At 64.1% G+C, this 20,335-nt stretch carries 22 protein-coding genes; 10 read left to right on the top strand and 12 right to left on the bottom strand.

The genetic code is table 11. The features are described from left to right. The first annotated feature begins 127 nt into the window (after positions 1–127). Both ahpF and C163_RS15805 read left to right on the top strand, forming a co-directional pair. Complete coding sequence (ahpF, locus tag C163_RS15810; RefSeq protein ID WP_025339664.1) at positions 128–1,690, top strand: alkyl hydroperoxide reductase subunit F; 1,563 nt, start codon at positions 128–130, stop codon at positions 1,688–1,690. 169 nt (positions 1,691–1,859) lie between these two features. After that, positions 1,860–2,048, top strand: coding sequence for a hypothetical protein (locus C163_RS15805; protein WP_013973178.1), 189 nt, complete (start codon positions 1,860–1,862; stop codon positions 2,046–2,048). 4 nt (positions 2,049–2,052) lie between these two features. Here the strand turns inward: C163_RS15805 and C163_RS15800 are convergent, their stop codons facing one another. The 5 genes from C163_RS15800 to lpxO form a co-directional block, all read right to left on the bottom strand. After that, a complete protein-coding gene (locus C163_RS15800) occupies positions 2,053–2,700 on the bottom strand; it encodes a YceH family protein (protein WP_025339663.1) in 648 nt (215 codons plus the stop codon). Positions 2,701–2,879: 179 nt separating this feature from the next. Next, a complete protein-coding gene (gene sstT / locus C163_RS15795; RefSeq protein WP_025339662.1) occupies positions 2,880–4,091 on the bottom strand; it encodes a serine/threonine transporter SstT in 1,212 nt (403 codons plus the stop codon). A gap of 78 nt (positions 4,092–4,169) precedes the next feature. Beyond that, positions 4,170–4,739, bottom strand: coding sequence for a GNAT family N-acetyltransferase (locus C163_RS15790; protein ID WP_025339661.1), 570 nt, complete (start codon positions 4,737–4,739; stop codon positions 4,170–4,172). 78 nt (positions 4,740–4,817) lie between these two features. Continuing rightward, complete coding sequence (locus C163_RS15785; RefSeq protein WP_013973174.1) at positions 4,818–5,162, bottom strand: carboxymuconolactone decarboxylase family protein; 345 nt, start codon at positions 5,160–5,162, stop codon at positions 4,818–4,820. Positions 5,163–5,281: 119 nt separating this feature from the next. Then, positions 5,282–6,181 carry a lipid A hydroxylase LpxO gene (lpxO, locus tag C163_RS15780; protein ID WP_025339660.1) on the bottom strand — a complete coding sequence of 300 codons (900 nt, stop codon included), beginning with the start codon at positions 6,179–6,181 and terminating at the stop codon, positions 5,282–5,284. 158 nt (positions 6,182–6,339) lie between these two features. On the opposite strand from lpxO, the gene thpR reads away from it, so the two are divergent. The 3 genes from thpR (at position 6,340) to C163_RS15765 (ending at position 8,313) form a co-directional block, all read left to right on the top strand. Then, positions 6,340–6,885, top strand: a complete 546-nt coding sequence (gene thpR, locus C163_RS15775) for an RNA 2',3'-cyclic phosphodiesterase (RefSeq protein WP_025339659.1) — start codon at positions 6,340–6,342, stop codon at positions 6,883–6,885. After that, positions 6,867–7,049 (top strand): hypothetical protein, encoded by a 183-nt coding sequence (locus tag C163_RS26580; RefSeq protein WP_249352848.1) that lies wholly within the window; start codon positions 6,867–6,869, stop codon positions 7,047–7,049. The genes thpR and C163_RS26580 overlap by 19 nt, the downstream gene beginning before the upstream one ends. A 313-nt stretch (positions 7,050–7,362) precedes the next feature. Further along, positions 7,363–8,313 carry an IS110 family transposase gene (locus tag C163_RS15765; protein ID WP_025337292.1) on the top strand — a complete coding sequence of 317 codons (951 nt, stop codon included), beginning with the start codon at positions 7,363–7,365 and terminating at the stop codon, positions 8,311–8,313. A 269-nt stretch (positions 8,314–8,582) separates the two neighbouring features. On the opposite strand, the gene C163_RS15760 is transcribed toward C163_RS15765, so the two are convergent. After that, the gene (locus C163_RS15760; protein WP_025339657.1) at positions 8,583–9,488 is read right to left on the bottom strand and encodes an AraC family transcriptional regulator; all 906 of its coding nucleotides are present in this window, start codon (positions 9,486–9,488) and stop codon (positions 8,583–8,585) included. Positions 9,489–9,668: 180 nt separating this feature from the next. On the opposite strand from C163_RS15760, the gene calA reads away from it, so the two are divergent. Next, positions 9,669–10,721 (top strand): vanillin reductase, encoded by a 1,053-nt coding sequence (gene calA, locus C163_RS15755; RefSeq protein ID WP_025339656.1) that lies wholly within the window; start codon positions 9,669–9,671, stop codon positions 10,719–10,721. A 137-nt stretch (positions 10,722–10,858) separates the two neighbouring features. Here calA and C163_RS15750 read toward each other — a convergent pair whose 3' ends face one another. Further along, complete coding sequence (locus C163_RS15750) at positions 10,859–12,178, bottom strand: hypothetical protein (RefSeq protein ID WP_025339655.1); 1,320 nt, start codon at positions 12,176–12,178, stop codon at positions 10,859–10,861. Between the two features lie 204 nt (positions 12,179–12,382). Here C163_RS15750 and C163_RS15745 point away from each other — a divergent pair, with 204 nt between their 5' ends. Then, the gene (locus C163_RS15745; protein WP_025339654.1) at positions 12,383–13,582 is read left to right on the top strand and encodes a sugar transporter; all 1,200 of its coding nucleotides are present in this window, start codon (positions 12,383–12,385) and stop codon (positions 13,580–13,582) included. A gap of 172 nt (positions 13,583–13,754) precedes the next feature. Here C163_RS15745 and C163_RS15740 read toward each other — a convergent pair whose 3' ends face one another. The 3 genes from C163_RS15740 to C163_RS15730 are packed head-to-tail and all read right to left on the bottom strand — an operon-like array spanning position 13,755 to position 16,191. Further along, positions 13,755–14,339: a LysE family translocator gene (locus tag C163_RS15740; RefSeq protein WP_025339653.1), complete on the bottom strand. Its 585-nt coding sequence runs from the start codon at positions 14,337–14,339 to the stop codon at positions 13,755–13,757. Between the two features lie 50 nt (positions 14,340–14,389). Further along, positions 14,390–15,220 carry an AraC family transcriptional regulator gene (locus C163_RS15735; RefSeq protein WP_025339652.1) on the bottom strand — a complete coding sequence of 277 codons (831 nt, stop codon included), beginning with the start codon at positions 15,218–15,220 and terminating at the stop codon, positions 14,390–14,392. 47 nt (positions 15,221–15,267) lie between these two features. Then, a complete protein-coding gene (locus tag C163_RS15730) occupies positions 15,268–16,191 on the bottom strand; it encodes a LysR family transcriptional regulator (protein ID WP_025339651.1) in 924 nt (307 codons plus the stop codon). Between the two features lie 104 nt (positions 16,192–16,295). Between C163_RS15730 and C163_RS15725 the strand changes: the two genes are divergently transcribed. The 3 genes from C163_RS15725 (at position 16,296) to C163_RS15715 (ending at position 17,983) form a co-directional block, all read left to right on the top strand. After that, positions 16,296–16,949, top strand: coding sequence for an oxygen-insensitive NAD(P)H-dependent nitroreductase NfsB (locus C163_RS15725; RefSeq protein WP_025339650.1), 654 nt, complete (start codon positions 16,296–16,298; stop codon positions 16,947–16,949). Positions 16,950–17,099: 150 nt separating this feature from the next. Then, a complete protein-coding gene (locus tag C163_RS15720; protein ID WP_013973163.1) occupies positions 17,100–17,549 on the top strand; it encodes an antitoxin Xre/MbcA/ParS toxin-binding domain-containing protein in 450 nt (149 codons plus the stop codon). Then, positions 17,546–17,983, top strand: a complete 438-nt coding sequence (locus tag C163_RS15715) for an RES family NAD+ phosphorylase (RefSeq protein WP_025339649.1) — start codon at positions 17,546–17,548, stop codon at positions 17,981–17,983. Before C163_RS15720 ends, C163_RS15715 begins: the two co-directional genes overlap by 4 nt. A 7-nt stretch (positions 17,984–17,990) precedes the next feature. On the opposite strand, the gene C163_RS15710 is transcribed toward C163_RS15715, so the two are convergent. Together C163_RS15710 and C163_RS15705 are read right to left on the bottom strand one after the other, a co-directional pair. After that, positions 17,991–19,145, bottom strand: a complete 1,155-nt coding sequence (locus C163_RS15710) for a cysteine desulfurase family protein (RefSeq protein WP_025339648.1) — start codon at positions 19,143–19,145, stop codon at positions 17,991–17,993. Positions 19,146–19,339: 194 nt separating this feature from the next. After that, a complete protein-coding gene (locus C163_RS15705; RefSeq protein ID WP_025339647.1) occupies positions 19,340–20,266 on the bottom strand; it encodes a LysR family transcriptional regulator in 927 nt (308 codons plus the stop codon). Positions 20,267–20,335: the final 69 nt, after the last annotated feature.

Here is a 20,335-nt window from a genome sequence, read left to right as displayed (position 1 = left end):
CCGATCATGCGCTTAACGCGGGCGGTAGCCAGCCGCCAAAGCTGAAGTACCTACCGCCCCGTAAAAGCGCCCGGGCGACCTCGCCTGGGCGTTTTTGTATCCGAGTTTTGAAAAAGGAATCGCCCGTATGTTGGACGCCACGCTTAAATCGCAACTGAAAACCTACCTGGAGCGGGTCACCCAGCCGATCGAGATCGTTGCCTCCCTCGACGACGGCGCGAAATCCCGCGAATTGCACGATCTGCTGGTGGAAATTGCCAGCCTGTCGAACCTTATTACCTTCAGCGCGGACGGCAGCGATGCCCGTCGTCCATCGTTCTCGCTGAACCGCCCGGGAGCCGATATAAGCCTGCGCTTCGCCGGCATCCCCATGGGCCACGAATTCACCTCGCTGGTGCTGGCATTGCTGCAAGTCGGCGGCCACCCGTCCAAGGCCAGTGCCGAAGTGATCGAGCAGATCCAGGCGCTGGAAGGCGAGTTCACCTTCGAAACCTACTTCTCGCTGTCGTGCCAGAACTGCCCGGACGTGGTCCAGGCGCTGAACCTGATGGCGGTGCTCAACCCCAACGTGCGCCACGTGGCCATCGACGGCGCGCTGTTCCAGGCGGAAGTGGAATCGCGCAAGATCATGGCCGTGCCGAGCATCTACCTGAACGGCGAAGTGTTCGGCCAGGGCCGCATGGGCCTGGAAGAAATCCTCGGCAAGATCGACACCAACGCGGGCAGCCGCCAGGCCGAGAAGATCAACGCCAAGGACGCCTTCGACGTGTTGGTGGTCGGTGGTGGCCCAGCCGGCGCTTCGGCAGCCATCTATGCCGCGCGTAAAGGCATCCGCACCGGTATTGCGGCCGAGCGTTTCGGCGGCCAGGTGCTCGATACCCTGGCCATCGAGAACTTCATCTCGGTACAGGAAACCGAAGGGCCGAAGCTGGCCACGGCGCTGGAAGAACACGTCAAGCAGTACGACGTGGACATCATGAACCTGCAGCGCGGTGAAGCGCTGATCCCGGCCACCGATGGCGGCCTGCACGAAGTACGCCTGGCTGGCGGCGCCTCGCTCAAGGCCAAGACCGTGATCCTGGCAACCGGTGCCCGCTGGCGTGAAATGAACGTGCCGGGCGAGCAGGAATACCGCGCCCGTGGCGTGGCTTACTGCCCGCACTGCGACGGCCCGCTGTTCAAGGGCAAGCGCGTGGCGGTGATCGGTGGTGGCAACTCGGGCGTGGAAGCGGCCATCGACCTGGCGGGTATCGTCGCCCAGGTAACGTTGATCGAGTTCGACAGCCAGCTGCGTGCCGATGCGGTACTGCAGCGCAAGTTGCACAGCCTGCCGAACGTGAAGGTGATCACCAGTGCGCTGACCACCGAAGTGCTGGGCAATGGCGAAAAGGTGACCGGCCTGCGTTACAAGGACCGCACCACCGACCAGCAGCATGAAGTGGCGCTGGAAGGCATCTTCGTGCAGATTGGCCTGCTGCCGAACACCGACTGGCTGAAAGGCACCGTCGAGTTGTCGCCGCGAGGCGAGATCATCGTTGATGCCAAGGGCCAGACCAGCATCCCGGGTGTGTTTGCGGCGGGTGACGTGACGACTGTGCCGTACAAGCAGATCGTGATTGCGGTGGGTGAGGGGGCCAAGGCATCGCTGGCGGCCTTTGACCACCTGATCCGCACTTCGGCACCGGCGTAAGCCCGTACCGGCCTCTTCGCGGCTAAAGCCGCTCCCACAGGTACTGCGCAGATTTTGCAAACTGTGCAGATCCCTGTAGGAGCGGCTTTAGCCGCGAAAGGGCCGGTACAAGCAAAGCAATAACCGAGGATGTCTATGATTACTGCAGACACCCTCAGGAACCACACCCATGACCCTGATCAGCCGCGAACCCTGGTGGCTAGTCCCCCCAAAACCCGGGCAGCAAGAGCAGGACCTGCACTGGGGCTACCTGGAAATCTACGCCGACGGCCGCACCGTGTTCGTCGACCAGCGCCCCAGTGACCGGGAACTGGCCGAGCGCAAGAGCTGCCGCAACTTCCCCGACCCCGAGCCGTGACGGCTCAGCCTTCCAGTTCGGCCAGGCGTGCCTCCAGCGCCGCGATGCGCGCTTCGAGGGCTTCGATGCGCTCTTCCGACACATTGCCACCGCTGCTGCGTGCCCCGCCTTCCTGCTGCCGTGCAGCCAGGATCGCCTCGATTTCCGCCGGGTCGCCCAAGGCATGGGTGTAACGGTCTTCGCGCTGGCCGGCCTGGCGTGGCAGGTGCAAGGCCAGGCCGCGCGAGATCAGGCGCTCCAGCTGGTGCTGGATCTGCTCGGTGTCGTCAAAGTCGTGCAGGCGGTTGCTGCGGGTCAGCAGTTCGTTGAGGGTTTGCGGCCCGCGCAGGAACATCAGGCCCATCAGCACCAGTTGCGCCGGCACCAGCTCCAGCGCCTTGTCCACCCGTTGTTCCCAACGGTCGGCGCGGCTGCCCATCTGCAGGCGGGTCATGTCTTGCCCTTCGAGGGCGCGCAGGGCCTGGCCGACCTGGCCTTGGGTGAGGTTCATCACCGGCTCGCGACTGGTCTTCTGGTTGCAGGCCAGGACCAGGGCGTTGAGGGTCAGCGGGTAGCTTTCCGGGCTGGTGGCCTGCTTCTCGATCAGCGAGCCGAGAATACGGATCTCGATGCTGTTGAAGCGGCCTTCGCCGGCGGTTTCGTGTTCTGACATGGCCCTGTCTCATTGCTGGGGAAAGGCCACTAGCCTAGGTAAAGCGCCAGGCTTAAGCAATCACTGGGATCATCGCCGGCAAGCCAGCTCCCACAGGTACAGCACAAGCCGTAAGGCCGGCGCTATCCCTGTGGGAGCTGGCTTGCCTGCGAAAGGGCCGCAAAGCGGCCCCGGCAAACTCAAACGTTGCGCCGCTCTTCAGCCTGGCACGCCGCCGCGGTAAACAGCACATCGGTCGAAGAATTCAGCGCCGTCTCGGCCGAATCCTGCAGCACGCCGATGATGAAGCCCACCGCCACCACCTGCATGGCAATTTCGCTAGGGATGCCAAACAGGCTGCACGCCAGCGGAATCAGCAGCAGCGAGCCACCGGCCACACCCGAGGCGCCGCAGGCACAGACCGCCGCCACCACGCTGAGCAGCACGGCGGTCGGCAGGTCCACCGGAATACCCAGGGTATGTACAGCCGCCAGCGTCAGCACGGTAATGGTGATGGCGGCACCGGCCATGTTGATGGTCGCACCCAGCGGGATCGACACCGAGTAGGTGTCTTCATGCAGGCCAAGGCGCTCCGACAGGGCCAGGTTGACCGGGATGTTGGCCGCCGAGCTACGGGTGAAGAACGCGGTGATACCACTTTCGCGCAGGCACAGCAGGGTCAGCGGGTAGGGGTTGCGCCGGATTTTCCAATACACGATCAGCGGGTTCATCACCAGCGCCACGAACAGCATGCAGCCGATCAGCACCGCCAGCAGGTGCAGGTAGCCGAGCAGGGCGTTCAGGCCGGACTGGGCCAGCGTGGCGCTGACCAGGCCGAAGATGCCCAGCGGGGCGAAGCGGATGACCACGCGCACGATCAGGGTCACGCCATTGGACAAGTCCTCGACCACGGTGCGGGTGGTTTCGCCGGCATGGCGCAGGGCCACGCCCAGGCCGATGGCCCAGGTCAGCACACCGATGAAGTTGGCGTTGAGCAGGGCGTTGATCGGGTTGTCGACCGCGCTCAGCAGCAGGTTCTGCAGCACCTCGGTGATGCCGCCCGGCGCGCTCAGCGTAGCGTCGCCGGTGCTCAGCACCAGGTTCGACGGGAACAGCATGCTGGCGACCACCGCGACTACCGCGGCGCCGAAGGTACCCAGCAGGTACAGCCAGAGGATCGGGCGGATATGGGTTTCCTGGCCGTGGCGGTGGTTGGCGATCGAGGCCATGACCAGGATGAACACCAGCACGGGTGCCACCGCCTTGAGGGCGCTGACGAACACCTTCCCGAGGAAGGCCATGTCGCGGGCGATGGCGGGCGCGAGCAGGGCCAGGGCGATGCCGGCGATCAGGCCGATGACGATCTGCGTCACCAGGCTGGTGCGGTTGAGGAAGCGGAGGACGGGGGTCATGTGCAGCGATATCCCAGCATGTTCAAAAAGGGCGCGACTTTACCATAGACCTTCGTCGAGCAGGGCGGCCTGAAGAAGTCAGCGCCCGCGCCGCCGCGACACCCGCGCCTCGATGTTCTTGCGCCCGATTAGCAGCGGCGGCTTTTCCACTACCGGCTCGTCCGCCAGCCACTTGTACATCACCAGGCAGTCCACCAGCCCCAGGCGAGCATGGCGATAGGCCTTGGGCAGGCGGCCAACGGTTTCGAAGCCCAGCTTGTGCCACAGCGCCACTGCCACCTCATTGGTGGCCACCACCGAGTTGAACTGCAGGGCCAGAAAGCCCTCCTGGCGTGCCTGTTTCTGTGAGTGCTCGCACATCAAGCGCGCGACGCCGCGGCCGCGTGCCGCTTCACAGACCATGTAGCCGCAATTGCCCACGTGCCCACCAGGCCCGGCGGCATTGGCCTTGAGGTAATACGAACCCAGCATCGCGCCGTCTTCCTCGGTCACGAATGTGCGCACGGGCAGTTCCAGCCACAGTTGGCGGGCCTGATCGAAGCTGAGGGCCGGGTCGAATGCGTAGGTTTCACGGGCCTGTACGACGGCCTGGAAGGTGGGCCAGAAGCGTTCGAAGTCTTCCGGTGTCATGGGGCGGATGTGGATCATGCGGGTTCCTGCAAGGGCTGGGCCGCCAAGTCTGGGTGGCGCGGCGCCGTCGCGCAAGGGCGGCGACGCCATTTGCGCTCAGCCGTTGGCCTTGCCCACCGCATCCATGGCACGTGCAGAGTAGACCAGCGCGGCACCGGCGTTCATCGCCACGGCCACGCCGAGGGCCTCGGCGATTTCCTCGCGGCTGGCGCCGTGCTTGACGGCCTGCTGCGAATGCACCGCGATGCAGCCATCGCAGCGTGTGGTCACGGCCACGGCGAGGGAGATCAGCTCGCGGGTCTTGGCGTCCAGGTGGTTGGTCTTGGCCCCTGCGCCGCTGGCGGTCATGTAGCCGGCCACGGTGTCAGGGGAAAGCTGCTTGAGATCGCCGATGCCGGCCATCAACTGCTTACGGTAGGCGTCCCAGTCCATCATGCTCATCGTCTTCACCTTGGGGAGGTTGCGAGTGGAGCTTTCAGGCTAGTCGAAGAGTGGAAAGTGTGAGGCTTGTACTTTGGTTGGTTGCGCGCAGGCCTTTTGGCTGCGCGCAACCACACCGATCAGATGTAGATGAACACCAGCACCAACGCCGCGACGAACGCCCACTTCTCCAGGTAGTAACGCGTGCGGTTGCGCTTCTTCATCGCCTTGCCACGTTCGCGGATCTTGTAGATGCGGGTGAACAGCCGGTTGATGCCACCGGTCTTGTCGCCGGCATCATTGGGTGCGGCGGCCGCGGCCATGACGTTGCGGCTGAACCAGCGGTTGAACGCGGTCGCCCAGCGGTACTTGAGCGGGCGTTCAACGTCGCAGAACAGGATGATGCGGTTGTGCTCGGTGGTATTGGCCGCGTAGTGGATGTAGGTCTCGTCGAAGACCACGCCCTCGCCATCGCGCCAGGAATACTTCTCACCGTCCACGTCGATGTAGCAACCGTCGTCGTTCGGCGTGTCCAGGCCCAGGTGGTAGCGGTACGAACCGGCATACGGGTCACGGTGGCGCACCAGCTTGGCGCCCGGCGGCAGGGTGGCGAACATGGCGGCCTTGACCGTGCCGATGCCTTTGAGCAACTCGGTGGTGCGCGGGCACAGGGTCATCGCCGACGGGTGGCTTTCGCCGTACCACTTCAGGTAGAAGCGCTTCCAGCCGGTCTTGAAGAATGAGTTGAAACCGACATCATCGTAATTGTCGGACTTCTTGATTTCGCCCACATGCAGCAGCTGTTGGGCTTCCTCGCGGATCTCCTGCCAGTGGTCCTGCAGCGTCTGCAGTTCGGGGAAGGCCTCTACCGGCAGGTATGGCTTGGCCGGGTGCCTGGAAAACAGGTACAGGAAGCTGTTGACCGGGGCCAGGAAGCTGGAGTGGTCGCCCAACTGACGGGTCAGCTTGTGGCGAACGCGACCGCGCAGGTGAACATAGGCGATCGAGAGGGCGAAGATGAGTACGAGTGCAATTTTCATGGACGTTTACTTGTCGAAAAATGGCCATGCGCCATGGCATTAGCCCGCCAGCATAAACAATCATGGGGGTAGTTTGTACTTATTGTTACGAAACGACGGGGCGACTTAGGTTTAATGCCCGGTAGCCTTGCGCAAACGTTTCATGTTCAGGAGTTCGTATGATTCAGGACGTACGCCCCAGCGGTACCCCCTTCAAGCGGCTGTTCTTTGCCTTGCCGGTCAGCGATGCCCAGCGCCGCGCCCTGGCTCAGTGGCGGCGTGGCTTGAACCTGCGCAGCGGCAGGCCAGTGCCGGCTGCCAACTTCCATGTAACAATGCTGTTCCTTGGCGATGTGGATACCGCCCAGGTGCCGGCAATTTGTGCGGCGGTCGACCAGCTGGCCCTACCGGCCACGTCACCACGGCTGTTACTGGACCGTTTGCAGGTGTGGCAGCGGGCCAGCGCCCTGGTGCTGGAGGCGCAGCAGACCCCACCGGCCCTGTTGCAACTGGTGTACAGCTTGCAGCAGGCGCTGCTGCCGTTGGGGGTGGAAGCGGCCGACCGTGAGTATCGCCCGCACCTAACGCTGGCCAGGGACTACCGCGGCCAGCCGCCAGAGGCCAGCAGCGCGCCGGATTTCTACCTCGCCGCCCGCCATTTCACACTGTACGAGTCGCGCAAGGGCGCTTACTGGCCATTGGCGCAGTGGCCGCTTTCGAGCTGATCCAGGCTGCGGCCGGCATTGTGGGTGTTGCTGGTAGGCGCCTGCTGGTGGGGGCGGTGGATGCCTTGTGCCAGGCGGCTGCGGCGGGGGAGTTGGAGGCCGGGCAGGCCAAGGCCGAATCGCAGGCAGCGATAGTGGCGATGGTCGAGCGGCACTGCACATAACTCATTGAATTAGCAGGGGCCCTGTGGGAGCGGCTTTAGCCGCGAACACCGGCGCAGCCGGTGCCATGCACCGCGTTGGATTCTTCGCGGCTAAAGCCGCTTGTGTCTTGATGGGGGATTAGAATTTGGAGTGAGAGCGGTGAATGGCAAGCTGAATGCCGTAGGTGCCTTGAGCACGTGTGGGAGCAAAAGCTGCCATTCACCGTTCCACTTTGGCGAGAGCCCGAACAGTTGGATGCGGCTCTGATCTCGAATCACAAGCGTGGGCCAAGCCAAAGTCCTCTCACTGTGTTGAGTTTAGGAGGTTTTGGTGATGGCTTCCTTCTTGGGTATCGATGTTTCCAGTCTCTCCCTTGATGCTGCGGTGCGGCCACAGGGCATCAAAATGCATTTAAGCAATGATCCAACAGGGTTTGAGGCGCTACTGGAGAGCCTTCGCAAGCTCAGTATCAAGCGCGTCCTGTTAGAGGCGACGGGTGGCTACGAGCGAGATGTCATGTGTTTTCTACAGGACGCTGGCTACAAGGTCATACGCGTCAATCCCAGGCGAGCCAGGTCATTCGCTGACTCTTTAGGCATCAAGGCCAAGACTGACGCCATCGACGCCGAGGTTCTGGCGCACTATGCCGAAGTCATTCCAGATCAACCCTCTCTGCGAGTCAGCCCCGAACGAGCGCTTCTGCGAGAGTTGCTTCAGCAACGTGATCGGATGGTTCAACAGCGAGATGACGACCTGCGGCGCCTGAAGCAGGTGCAATCGACTGCAGTTGCTAACTACCTGAATGCCAACCTGAAACACTTCAAGGCGCAGATCAAACGGGTTGAGTGTGAGATCGAACAGCAAATCGCGATGCTGAACGACGAACGGGTTGCCCAGCTGATCAAAGTGAAAGGCATTGGGATGGTGACAGCGGGCAAACTAATAGCGCTGCTGCCGGAGCTAGGTCGGGTTGAGTCCAGAGAAATTGCCTCCCTGGTTGGGGTGGCGCCCTTCAACCACGACAGCGGGAAATTCATGGGCAAGCGCTCTATCTCTGGCGGGCGATTTGCGGTCAGGCGATCGCTGTACATGGCATGCCTTGTGGCGATGAAATACAACCCAGCACTCAAGGCTCGTTATCAGTCACTGCGGGAGCGCGGAAAACTTCCCAAAGTCGCTATCGTGGCCTGCATGAGAACGTTCATCGTGCGGTTAAATGCCATGCTCAGAACGGGTACATCATGGCTCGATCTAGTGCTACCGCAGCCTGAAGGTACAACGTAAATCCAGAACGCAGCGTGAGCCGCCTGGAAGCGGGCTTGCCCGCGAAGCCAACACCGTGGTGGATGGCACGGGCTTCGCCCGTGTTCGCGGGCAAGCCCGCTCCCACAGGGATCGCGCCAGCTTTTTGAAATTGAGCAAGACAGTTGCTCCCACAGGGTACGCGGATCGCTTGCAATTTCAGTTATCTACGCGACAGCGCAGCCCAAAGGGCTGGGTGATCTCCCACAGGGTTTACGCATGGCTTGCTGGCGATGAGCCAGTGAAGGCCACTACACTGGCAGGCTCTGGTACGGCAATTCATCCCCCGGGCTGCGGTCGAACTGGCGCTTGTACTCGCGGCTGAACTGCGAGGTGCTCTGGTACCCCACCCGGTGCGCGGTCTGCGCCACTCCCAGGCCTTCGCCGATCAGCATCTGCTGCGCCTTCAGCAGCCGCAGGCGCTTGAGGTACTGCATTGGTGCCATGTCGGTGCAGCGCTTGAAGTGCTCGTGGAAGGTCGAAACGCTCATGTTGGCGCGCGCGGCCAGTGCTTCCACGCTCAGCGGCTCGGTATAGTGTTCGCGCAGGTGGGCAAGGGCGGCGCCGATGCGCGCGAAGTGCCCTTGTTGCTCCACCAGCGCCCGCAATACGCCTGCCTGTGGGCCGCGCAAGGCGGTGTACAGCACCTCGCGTACCCGCGCCGGGCCCAGCACCTTGGCGTCCACTGGGTCCTGCAGGCAGCGCAGCAGCCGTTCCACGCATTCGCGCATCGGCGCATCGAGTGCCGCCGAGGTCATCGACTGCGGGGTTTGCGCCTGCACCGCGGCATCCGGCGCCAGGGCCATGCTTTGCACCAGTTCACCCAGCACGCCGCGGTCGATGTCCACCGCCACGCCCAGCAACGGTGCTTCGGGGGTGGCGAAGGTTTCGCACATGAACGGCACCGACAGTGCCTGCACCAGGTAATGCCCGGCGCCGTACTCCAGGGTACGCGGCCCCAGGTGTGCCAGTTTGCTGCCCTGGGCCAGGATCATCAGGCTGGGTTCGTAGATCTGCGGGCTGCTGGCCACATAGTGGTCCCAGCTCAGCACCTGCACCTGGGGCAGGTGCGTGGGCACGAAGCCCGGGCGCGTGGCGAGGCTGCGGATCAGTGTGCAAAGCGGCGCATTGGCGTCGACGTGGCGGGTCAGTTGCATGATGGACCTGGGCAGAGGATCAGACAGTCTGATCATCGCAGAATGAACGCTCGGCGCCAGGTGCTGCATGGCATCTTCGGAGAATCAGGCATCGATGCCGGAGAATCAGCCGTGGGCGAGGCGGCGCATGGCGCGCAGAATGCGCCGCCTGAATCGTTTCACTTCATAGCGAGGCCCTGCATGTACACCGCCATCGGTTACGCCGCCCAGACCCCCACCAGCCCTCTGGCTCCCATGACCTTCGAGCGTCGCAGCCCGCGCCCTGACGACGTCGCCATCGATATCCTGTACTGCGGCGTGTGCCACTCCGACATTCACCAGGCGCGCAACGAATGGGGCATTGCCGTGTACCCGCTGATGCCGGGCCACGAGATCATCGGCCGCGTCACCGCGGTGGGCGACAAAGTGACCGCGCACAAGGTCGGCGACCTGGTCGGCGTTGGCTGCATGGTCGACTCGTGCCGTCACTGCGAAGCCTGTGCCAAGGACCTGGAGCAATATTGCCTGGAAGGCCCGACCATGACCTACGCCACCCCGGACCGGGTCGACGGTAGCAACACCATGGGCGGTTACTCCAGCAGCATCGTGGTCAGCGAGCACTTCGTGGTGCGTATCCCGGCCGGCATGGACCTGCCCAGCGCCGCGCCAATCCTCTGCGCTGGCATCACCACCTATTCGCCGCTCAAGCACCACGGTGTCGGCCCCGGTCACAAGATCGGCATCCTCGGCATGGGCGGCCTGGGCCACATGGCCATCAAGCTGGCCAAGGCTCTGGGCGCGGAAGTGACCCTGTTCACCCGTTCCCAGGCCAAGGCCGAGGAAGCCCGTCGCCAGGGTGCCGACCATGTGATCGTGTCCACCGATGCCGAGCAGATGCAGGCCGCGGCGGGCCGTTTCGACTTCCTGCTCGACACCATCCCGGTGCAGCACGACCTCAACCCGTACCTGGAAACCCTGAAATTCGATGGCGTACACATCCTGGTCGGCCTGATTGAGCCGATCGACCCGGCGGTGCATGCGGCCAATCTGGTGATGAAGCGCCGGGTGCTGGCGGGGTCGTTGATCGGTGGTATTGCCGAGACCCAGGAAGTGCTGGATTTCTGTGCCGAGCACGCCATTCGTTGTGATATCGAGTTGCTGGATATCCGCAACATCAACCAGGCGTATGAGCGGATGATTGCCGGGGACGTGAAGTACCGGTTCGTGATCGATATGGCTACTTTGCAGGGCTGATTGGTTGCCTGTCCCGGCCTCTTCGCGGGCTTGCCCGCTCCCACAGGTATTGCACAGCTTTCGTAAGCTGTGATTTACCTGTGGGAGCGGGCAAGCCCGCGAAGAGGCCGGGACAGGCAATGAAAATGCTGGATCTGTTACCAGGCCAATGCCCTGTCCCAGCCTTTCCAGAACAACCACCGCCGTACCTCGCCATGCGCCCCGGTACCGATCTGCCAGGCCGGCCGCCCGTTGTCCAGGGCAATCACCGAAATGAACCCGGCATGGCTCGCCGCTACCAGCGTACGCCCGTCCGCACTGATATCCAGCGCACTGATGGTCGACCCCAGGTAATGCTGCCAATGCTCCATGCCATCTTCGCCAAACGCCCGCAGGTAACCATAGGCATCCCCCACGATGTACTCCCCGTCGCGCGCCACGCCGGCATACACCCGTGCACCATCCTGTACCAGCGGGGTACGCGGGTCCTGGCTGTAGTAGTCGGTATCCAGCCCCGGCAAGTCGGCCACCCTGACAGCCAGCGTGGCGCCGCTGTAGAAATGGCAGGCATTGACTATCAACTGGTCACCCGCGCGGTTGAACAGCGCAAAGTGCGGATACTCGCTGGCCGGGCCGATTGCCGCCACGGGCCTGAGCTGGTCGTCCAGTACCAGGTGACGGCTGCCTTGCTCGCCGACCACGATCAACCGGCCATCCGCCGATACCGCACCGTGCTCCATGCTCAGCCCGAGACTGATGTCGTCCGGGTCGGTGCCTTCGTCCAGCTCGTCGAGCACCCGCGCCTGGTGCGGCAGCAGGCGGGTCGCGCCGTGGCGCGTCAGCAGGAAGATACCCTCGGCACTCACCAGCAGCACCCGCTGGCCATCCGGGAAGGGGATCAGCGCGGTCGGCGTGGGCGGCAGGTCGAATGGCTCGAACGGGTAACCCGGCGGCAACCCCTCCAACCCCGTGGGCCAGGCCAGGCGCAGCACCTGCGGGCCGCCCCAGCCATCGGTCACGCGTATGCCCTCGGCATTGGCCAGGGCGAAATAGCGGCGGGCCGGGCAGCGGCCGAAGTGATCGACGCCGATCACCGGGGTCACCCCGAGAGGGTCGATGCGCACCACCTGGCCTTTGTCATGCGGCATGCCGATACGTGCCAGCAGGCTGCCATCCTCCAGCAGCAGGACGTTGCCGATGCCTTGCCCGTGCTCCTTGATCAGCGGCAGCAATGGGTGGTGGGCGGGTGGCCAGGCTTCGCGGAAGGCTTGCTGCTCGAAGGCTTCTACGCCAGGCCGGTTGGCTGCTTGCAGGGCTTGCAGCCAGGCATCGAGCAAATGCTCGGTGGCTTGCGGCAGGGGCTCTTCGAGGTCATCCCAGCCTTGCGCGCGGCCCTGCGCGACATAGTCGTTGACGGCCTGGGCATAGGCGGTGACCGCCTGCTGCCACTGTTGCTGCTGGGAGTGCTGCTGGTCCATGAGCGGATCGGGCTCCTTGTTGCATACGCGTTCGCACAAAGCGCGCATGTTACTCCTTCTGCCCGCCTCGCGGTTGTGAGCCCCCGGCTTGACGCGTACCATGCCGGGCATTCCTTCCAATAACAAAGCGTGCGTCCACACCCCGGCAAGCGGGTGGCTGGCGTGCGTCCTGTTGCCTTGCCTGCGGAGAAGCGGTTTGCACCCATGAACGGACCCACACCCACCAACATGCCACCCACGGCGGGTAGCGGCAGCTGGCTGAGCGTCATTGCCCTGGCCCTGGCGGCCTTCATCTTCAACACCACCGAGTTCGTCCCGGTGGCTCTGCTCAGCGACATTGGCCGCAGCTTCGACATGAGCACCGCGCAGGTCGGCCTGATGCTGACCATCTACGCCTGGGTGGTGGCGCTGGCCTCGCTGCCGATGATGCTGCTGACCCGCAACATCGAGCGGCGGCGCCTGTTGCTGTTCGTGTTCCTTGTGTTCATCGTCAGCCACCTGCTGTCGTGGCTGTCACAGAGCTTTGCCATGTTGCTGGTCAGCCGCATCGGTATTGCCCTGGCGCATGCGGTGTTCTGGGCCATCACGGCTTCCCTGGCGGTGCGCGTGGCGCCGCCAGGGCAGCAGGCCAAGGCGCTGGGCCTTTTGGCCACTGGCACCACCCTGGCCATGGTCCTGGGCATTCCGCTGGGCCGCGTGGTGGGTGAGGCGCTGGGCTGGCGCATCACCTTCCTGAGCATTGCCGGGGTGGCGCTGGCGACCATGCTGTGCCTGATGAAGTCGCTGCCGCTGCTGCCCAGCCAGAACTCGGGCTCGCTGCGCAGCCTGCCGATCCTGTTCAAGCGCCCGGCGCTGGTGATCACCTATGTGCTGGTGACGCTGGTGATTACCGCGCAGTTCACTGCCTACAGCTACATCGAACCGTTCGCCCTGCACGTGGCGCAGATAGGCGGTGAGCGCACCACGCTGTTGCTGCTGCTGTTCGGCGGTGCCGGGGTGTTCGGCTCATTGCTGTTCAGCCGTTACAGCGACCGCTTCCCGCATGGCTTCCTGGTAGGGTCGATCGGCCTGCTGGCGGCGTGCCTGTTGCTGCTGTTGCCGCTGTCGGGCAACTTCTACATGTTTGCCGCGTTGAGCATGTTCTGGGGTGTGGCGATCCTCAGCTTCAGCTTGTCGCTGCAGTCCAAGACCCTGAAACTGGCGTCGGATGCCACCGATGTGGCCATGGCGCTGTTCTCGGGTATCTACAACATCGGTATTGGCGGTGGCGCGTTGCTGGGCAGTATCGTCAGCAGCCAGCTGGACGTGGCGGATATCGGCCTGGTGGGCGGTAGCGTGGCGGTGGCCGGGTTGCTGCTGGCTGTGGCCAGCACCCGGCGGTTCCGCGAGGCGCTGATGCACTGATCTGGGGCTGGCGCGTTCTTTGTAGGAGCGGCCTTGTGTCGCGATGGGGCGCGCAGCGGCCCCCGGCGATATCCGCTGTAACGCTGAAATCCGGGGCCGCTGCGCGCCCCATCGCGACACAAGGCCGCTCCTACAGGTCCTCTGCAGGCCTGTAGGAACACCTGTTGCAGGCTCAAGCCAGTACGGCAGCCCACGCAGAAATCAACAACACCCCCGCCAACACCTGGTTGAACACCCGCAACCGCCGCGGTGCCTGCAACCATCGCGCGCTGCCCACCCCCAGCAGCGCCCACGCCGCCATGCATGGCAGGGCAATCAGCAAGAACACCAGTGCCAGTTGCCATACCGGCAACGACGGCGCGGCAAACACCCCGACCACCGCCACGGCCATCAACCACACCTTGGGGTTCACCACCTGCAACGAGGCCGCACTGAGTGCACTGAAGCCTTGCGCCGTGGCCGCCTGCAGCGGGGCGGCAGCACTGCGCAGCATCTTCCACGCCAGCCAGCTCAACCACAAAACCCCGGCCCAGCTCATCAACTGCTGGGCCAGCGGGTGGCGCAGCAGCAGTTCACCCAGCCCCAGGCCCACCATCAGCACGATCGCCGCTGCTGCACCGCAAGCCGCCACGATCGGCGCCAGGCTCGCGCGCAGGCCAACGCGGGCGCCATGGGCGAGTATCAACAGGTTGGTCGGCCCCGGGCTGATGCTGGACACCAGGGCAAACAGGATGAAGGGCAACAACGACTGCGACATGATCAAGGGCTCCGGATAAACGAAGCACCATGCTCGCTGCCTGCCGCCTTTCAGTCTGGAAGGTTTGAGCAGCGCCTGCGGTAGTCGGCCGGGGTCAGCTGGTAGGCACGGCGGAACCAGCGCCCCAGGTGGCTCTGGTCGGCAAAGCCCAGGGCCATGGCCACTTCGGTGGGTGTCTGGCCTCGGGCGAGCAGGCGCCGCGCCCGGGCCAGGCGCAGCTGGATCAGATAGGCATGTGGCGCCAGGCCGAATGCGGCCTTGAACGCACGGGTCAGGCGGAAGCGGTCGATGCCACAGGCCTGGGCCAGGTCTTCCAGGCCGATGTCGCGCTCCAGGTTGGCGTGCAGGTAATCCCGCGCGCGCTGCGCGGTCAGCGGCAGGCGCGGGTCCGGGTTCAGGCGCCGGCGCCAGTGCAGGTGGCGGGTCAGGCAGGCCAGCAGGTCGTCCATGGCCGTCTGCCGGACAATGCGCAAGTCCTGGGTATGCACGGCCTGGAAGGCGAGGGCAGTGGCACGCGCCAGGCGCTCATCGTGGCACAAGGTATCGGCGAAGCTGGGCAGGCTGTCGCCCGGCGCGTGTTCGAACAGTGCCCGCAGTTGGCTGTCCACCCAGGTGGGTTCCAGGTACAGGGTCGAATAGGTGAAGCCGTCCTCGGTGGGCGCATGGCCGTCATGGATTTCACCGGGCTCCAGCAGGAACACGTGTCCCGGCGTGCTGCGATGGCGTACTCGCCGGCAATCGAATTGCTGCACGCCCTGCTCGGTAACGCCAACCAGGAAGCTGTCATGCCAGTGCGGGTCGTAGGCATGCCCGACGAAATGCGCACGGACCGACTCGATGCCGGTGTCGGCGTCTTGTTTAAGGTCGATCCAGTTGCTCATGGGGGCGTGCCGTGGCAGAAATCGCTACCTTAGCGCAACGGCCAGGCTCAGTCTGGAACGATTGTGCAGCCGTTGGTCAGCGCCCGGTTACGCAAGGCCTCGAAGCGTTCGCGCAGCCACAGGTGCAGTTGCGCCACCGCGGGCGTGAGCTGCTTGCGGTGCGGGCACACCAGGGTGACCGGGGCGGGCTCACCGAGGTGCTCGGGGAGGATGATTTCCAGCTCGCCGGCCGCGATGTTGGCGCTTACGTCCAGCCACGACTTGTAGACGATGCCTTCGCCCTGCAAGGCAAGGCGGCGGATCACGTCGGCATCGTCGCTGACCAGTGGCCCGCGCACCTGCACGGTGCGGTTGCCCACCCGCCACTTGTCGTAGACCCGGTTGTGCTGCATGTACAGCAGGCAGGCATGCTGCTGCAGGGCGTCGGGGGTGAGCGGGCGGCCGTGACGAGCCAGGTAGTTGGGCGCGGCGACCAGCACCCGGCGGTTCCAGTCGGCCAGCGGCAGGGCAATGTAATTGGCGTCCTGGTTGAGGCCATAGCGGATCGCCACATCTACCGGGTCGCGGTTGAGGTCGGCGATCTGGTCGGACAGCAGGAAGCGCAGGTGCAGGGCCGGGTGCTCGCGGCGGAAGGCGCTCAGCCACGGCAGCAGCATGTTGCGGCCCAGGTCGGACGGTGCCGACACCTGCAGGGTACCGCGCAGGGTGTTGGCGTTGCCATGCAGGTCTTCACGCCCCTGGCGCAGGCTCTCCAGCACATTCAGGGCAGTCGGCAGGTACAACTCGCCTTCGGCGGTCAGGCGCAAGCTGCGGGTGGTGCGGGCGAACAGGCGCACATCCAGGTCGCGCTCCAGGCGCTTGATCGCGGCGGCCACCTGGCCCGGTAGCAGTTCGGCTTCGTGGGCGGCGGCGGTGAAGCTGCCCAGCACGCTGCTGCGGACGAACAGTTCGAGGTCGGCGATGCGCAGCATTTTCACTCCTGGGATGAAAGTGTTGCTGCATTGTGCCGGTTTTTCTTTTCTGCAGGAAAGATAAGATGCCCGGCAAATCCCCTGTTCATTCCCGGAGTTGTTGCATGGATACCGTCTCGCTGGCCAAGCGCCGCTACACCACCAAAGCCTACGATGCCTCGCGCCGTATTCCCCAGGCCACTGTCGATGCCTTGCTCGAACAACTGCGTCACAGCCCGTCCTCGGTCAACTCGCAGCCGTGGCATTTCATCGTTGCCGACAGCGCTGAAGGCAAGGCCCGCCTGGCCAAGAGCACCACAGAGCGTTATGCCTACAATTCGCCGAAGATCCTCGATGCCTCGCATGTGATCGTGTTCTGCACCCGCACCGAAATGACCGAAGCGCACCTGAATGCCGTGCTCGACCAGGAAGCTGCCGATAGCCGCTTCCGCGATGATCAGGCGCGTGCCGGGCAGAACCAGAGCCGCCGGCATTACGTCGACCTGCACCGCTTTGACCAGAAGGACGTGCAGCACTGGATGGAAAAGCAGACCTACCTGGCGCTGGGTACTGCCTTGCTGGGGGCTGCGGCACATGGGCTGGATGCCACGCCGATCGAAGGCTTCGACAGCAAGATTCTCGATGCCGAGCTGGGCTTGCGCGAGCGTGGGTTCACCAGTGTGGTCATTCTCAGCCTGGGCTATCGCAGCGAGACGGACTTCAACGCTGGCTTGAACAAGTCGCGGTTGCCGGCTTCGCAGGTGTTCACCTTCCTGTGAGATTGCCCGGGGCCGCCCTGCGGCCCTTTCGCGACGCAAGGCCGCTCCCACAGGATGGCATCGCCTTCAAGGCTTTCACAGGCCTCATGAACTGGCATATGTCCGGCATATGCCGCATACTTGTCGGCAAACGCCGGAAAGGAGAGCGCCATGCTTGCCGAAGTGCTTCGCGACAACGGTTACCACGAGTACCGGGCGCGCCTGCATGCACTGCTGGAAATCCCCGAACTCGCCAGTGACTTCGAAATCCACACCCGCATCACCCATGGCTTCGCTGCCACCTGGCTGGTGAAACTGACCGAGCTCGGCGTGTTCACCCCTGTGGAGCGTGACCAGATCATTCCCCTGCGCACGCTGAAAACCCGCATTGAACGCGACCAGCCACTGACCGTGGAAGAAAGCGACCGGCTGTTCCGTTCGGCCCATATCACCGCCATGGCCGAAGCCGTGTTCGGTGAGGCGGGCAAGGCCAAGCGCTGGCTGTCCAAGCCCAAGGAGCGCTTCTCGGGGCTGACGCCGATGCAGATGCTCACCACCCAGCAGGGCACCACCCAGGTCGAAGAGATGTTGCTGCAGATCGCCGAGGGCTTCGGCCTGTGATTCTGTGGCGTATCAGCGCCTATGCAGACTTGAGCGGAACGGGCGGTTTGCGTGTCAGCGGCCGCTGGCACCAGGCGGGCCGGCCAGTGGTGTATGCCGCCACCAGCCCAGCCGGGGCAATGCTGGAGGTGCTGGTGCACCTGGAGATCGACCCTGAGGATTTCCCCACCACCATGCGGCTGCTGCGTATCGAGTTGCCCGATACCGTTTCGCAAGCGCAGTTGCCCGCCTTGCAGCCTGGCTGGTCGAGCCAGACCGAACTGACCCGGGGCCTGGGCAACCGCTTTCTGGATGAGTGCTCGGCATTGCTGTTGCCGGTGCCGAGCGCGATCATGCCCAGCACCACCAATTACCTGTTCAACCCGCGCCATCCGCAGGCAAACAGCGCCAGGCTCAAGGTCGAGGACTTCACCCCGGACAGCCGGCTGTTCTAGGGCCGCTTCACCAAAGTGCCGCTGATGCCGCTGTCAGCACCCGGCCAAACACTTCGAGCGCCTTGTCCACTTCAGCGTCGTTGCTGAAACGCCCGATGCTCAGCCGCACACTGTTGCGTGCCTGGCGTTCATCCAGCCCCAGCGCGAGCAGCACATGCGAGGCCGCATTGCTCGCCGAGTTGCAGGCCGAGGTGGTCGACAACGCCAGCTCGCTGGCCAGCGCCGCGCTGTTGAAACCCTTGCTGTCGATACACAGGTTCAGCGTATGGGGAATGCGCTGGTTGGCGCAGCCGTTGAGGGTGACGCCGGGCAGGGCCAGCAGGCCTTCGCGCAGGCGCCTGGCCAGTTGCTCGAGGCGCTGGTGTTCGCTGTCGCCGGGCTGGCCGGCCAGGGCAAAGGCGCTGCCCATGCCGGCAATCTGGTGGGTCGCCAGGGTGCCGGAGCGCAGGCCTTGCTCATGGCCGCCACCGTGCATCTGCGCACGCATCAGCGTGCGGGCGCGTGGCCCCACGTAGAGCGCACCGATGCCCTTGGGCCCATACACCTTGTGCGCCGAGAACGACATCAGGTCCACGGCCATGGCGCTCAGGTCGATGGCCAGTTTGCCCACCGCCTGCGCCGCATCCACGTGCAGCAGGGCACCGTGGGCACGTACCTGTTCGCCAATCGCGGCAAAGTCGGTGATCGTGCCCAGTTCATTGTTCACCGCCATCAGCGATACCAGGCGGGTGTCGGCGCGCAACGCTGCCTGCACCGCCGCAGGCTGAATCAGGCCGGCGGCATCCGGTGCCAGGCGGGTAACGGCCCAGCCCTGGCGCTCCAGTTCGGCCACCGTGTCGAGCACGGCCTTGTGTTCCAGTTGGCTGGTGATCAGGTGCCCGGGTTGGCCGAGGCCCTGGGCAATGCCCTTGAGCGCCAGGTTGTTGGACTCGGTCGCACCTGAGGTCCAGACCAGTGCATCGGCCTGTGCGCCGACGCGTTCGGCCACTTGCTGGCGGGCCTGCTCCACGGCGTGGCGGGCGGCCTGGCCGAAGGCATGGCCACTGGACGCCGGGTTGCCGAAGTTGGCCTGGCTGCCAAGGCAGGCGAGCATGGTTTCGATGACCCGGTCGTCGACCGGAGTGGTGGCGGCGTAATCGAAGTAGAGCGGGGCGCTGGGCATTGGGGCGGGTCCGTTTCTGTCGCCGTGAAATCGGCGATCGTTGGGGCAAGCGTACCCGCTGCTGGAGAGATATTTTTCGCTTCCAGTGGCTCTATTCTCAGGATGTTCAAGAAAAAATTCTCTCTACTGAGGTTTTCATGGAAAATTTTTCTCCGCATCGCTAAGGGCTCAGCAAAGCCCCCTCGTCAGCCTCTTCAGGCTGGTGCCAAGGCCCTCTCTTCCTCGGCCACCACACGTTCGCACAACTCGGTGATCTGCTCGCGCATCCAGCGGTTGGCCGGGTCCTGATCGGTGCTTTCATGCCAGTACAGATGCGTTTCCAGCGCAGGCACCTCCACCGGCAGTGGCTGGTAACGCAACTGATGACGGCGGGCGAAGCGCTCGGGGACGGTCATCGCCATGTCGGTCTGCTGCAACACCTGCGAGGCCATCAGGTAGTGCTGCGAGCGCAAGGCAACCTTGCGCTGCACGCCCATCTTGCCCAGGGCCAGGTCGACATAGCCCAGGCCGTTGCGTCGGCTGGAAATATGGATGTGGGTCATGCCCAGGTAGTTGTCGAGGGTCAGCTTGCTGTCGGCCAGCGGGTGGCCCTGGCGCAGGGCGCAGACATAGCGGTCTTGCATCAGTTTGACGTGGCGTACCTGCGGGTCGGTGTTCAACGGTGCGTCGATGGCGAAGTCCAGGCGGCCGGCGGCGAGTTCCTTGGTGGTCTCGCGGCGCTTGCACAAAAAGCTTTCGATCAGCACCGCCGGCGCCAGGCGGCGCAAGCGCTGGAACAGCGGCGGCAAGATCACCGCTTCGGTCAGGTCGGTCATGCTGATGCGGAAGGTCTTGTTGGCCTGTTGCGGGTTGAAGATGCGGCTTTCCTGCACCGAGGTGCGCAGCAGTGCCAGGGCGTTGCGCACCGGGCCGATGATGTTCTGCGCCATGGGCGTGGGCACCATGCCTTGCGCGGTACGCACGAACAGCGGGTCGTTGAAGGTTTCGCGCAGCCGCGAAAGGGCGTTGGACACTGCCGGCTGGGTGATGCCGACGATCTGCCCGGCGCGGGTCAGGTTGGCTTCGGTGTAGATCGCATCGAACACGATGAACAGGTTGAGGTCGACCTTGCTGAGGTTCATGGGCGCCGCTCTTTGTTGGAATTATGGGTCGATCATATATCGGTTATGAATGTTTATACACGCTGAAAA

This window comes from Pseudomonas sp. FGI182 (assembly GCF_000511325.1).
Lineage (GTDB): Bacteria > Pseudomonadota > Gammaproteobacteria > Pseudomonadales > Pseudomonadaceae > Aquipseudomonas > Aquipseudomonas putida_Z.
Note: the sequence above shows the minus strand (reverse complement) of the source record. Positions and strands in the feature narration are given on the sequence as shown.

What these genes read in the sequence shown, in the direction of transcription:
- C163_RS15710 (WP_025339648.1), bottom strand. Translation starts at nt 19,145, where the DNA reads ATGCCCAGCGCCCCGCTCTACTTCGATTACGCCGCCACCACTCCGGTC.
- C163_RS15735 (WP_025339652.1), bottom strand. Translation starts at nt 15,220, where the DNA reads ATGAGCAACTGGATCGACCTTAAACAAGACGCCGACACCGGCATCGAG.
- C163_RS15725 (WP_025339650.1), top strand. Translation starts at nt 16,296, where the DNA reads ATGGATACCGTCTCGCTGGCCAAGCGCCGCTACACCACCAAAGCCTAC.
- C163_RS15730 (WP_025339651.1), bottom strand. Translation starts at nt 16,191, where the DNA reads ATGCTGCGCATCGCCGACCTCGAACTGTTCGTCCGCAGCAGCGTGCTG.
- C163_RS15705 (WP_025339647.1), bottom strand. Translation starts at nt 20,266, where the DNA reads ATGAACCTCAGCAAGGTCGACCTCAACCTGTTCATCGTGTTCGATGCG.
- C163_RS15740 (WP_025339653.1), bottom strand. Translation starts at nt 14,339, where the DNA reads ATGTCGCAGTCGTTGTTGCCCTTCATCCTGTTTGCCCTGGTGTCCAGC.
- C163_RS15785 (WP_013973174.1), bottom strand. Translation starts at nt 5,162, where the DNA reads ATGAGCATGATGGACTGGGACGCCTACCGTAAGCAGTTGATGGCCGGC.
- C163_RS15760 (WP_025339657.1), bottom strand. Translation starts at nt 9,488, where the DNA reads ATGCAACTGACCCGCCACGTCGACGCCAATGCGCCGCTTTGCACACTG.
- calA (WP_025339656.1), top strand. Translation starts at nt 9,669, where the DNA reads ATGTACACCGCCATCGGTTACGCCGCCCAGACCCCCACCAGCCCTCTG.
- C163_RS15720 (WP_013973163.1), top strand. Translation starts at nt 17,100, where the DNA reads ATGCTTGCCGAAGTGCTTCGCGACAACGGTTACCACGAGTACCGGGCG.
- lpxO (WP_025339660.1), bottom strand. Translation starts at nt 6,181, where the DNA reads ATGAAAATTGCACTCGTACTCATCTTCGCCCTCTCGATCGCCTATGTT.
- C163_RS15750 (WP_025339655.1), bottom strand. Translation starts at nt 12,178, where the DNA reads ATGGACCAGCAGCACTCCCAGCAGCAACAGTGGCAGCAGGCGGTCACC.
- thpR (WP_025339659.1), top strand. Translation starts at nt 6,340, where the DNA reads ATGATTCAGGACGTACGCCCCAGCGGTACCCCCTTCAAGCGGCTGTTC.
- C163_RS15805 (WP_013973178.1), top strand. Translation starts at nt 1,860, where the DNA reads ATGACCCTGATCAGCCGCGAACCCTGGTGGCTAGTCCCCCCAAAACCC.
- C163_RS15790 (WP_025339661.1), bottom strand. Translation starts at nt 4,739, where the DNA reads ATGATCCACATCCGCCCCATGACACCGGAAGACTTCGAACGCTTCTGG.
- ahpF (WP_025339664.1), top strand. Translation starts at nt 128, where the DNA reads ATGTTGGACGCCACGCTTAAATCGCAACTGAAAACCTACCTGGAGCGG.
- sstT (WP_025339662.1), bottom strand. Translation starts at nt 4,091, where the DNA reads ATGACCCCCGTCCTCCGCTTCCTCAACCGCACCAGCCTGGTGACGCAG.
- C163_RS15800 (WP_025339663.1), bottom strand. Translation starts at nt 2,700, where the DNA reads ATGTCAGAACACGAAACCGCCGGCGAAGGCCGCTTCAACAGCATCGAG.
- C163_RS15745 (WP_025339654.1), top strand. Translation starts at nt 12,383, where the DNA reads ATGAACGGACCCACACCCACCAACATGCCACCCACGGCGGGTAGCGGC.
- C163_RS15765 (WP_025337292.1), top strand. Translation starts at nt 7,363, where the DNA reads ATGGCTTCCTTCTTGGGTATCGATGTTTCCAGTCTCTCCCTTGATGCT.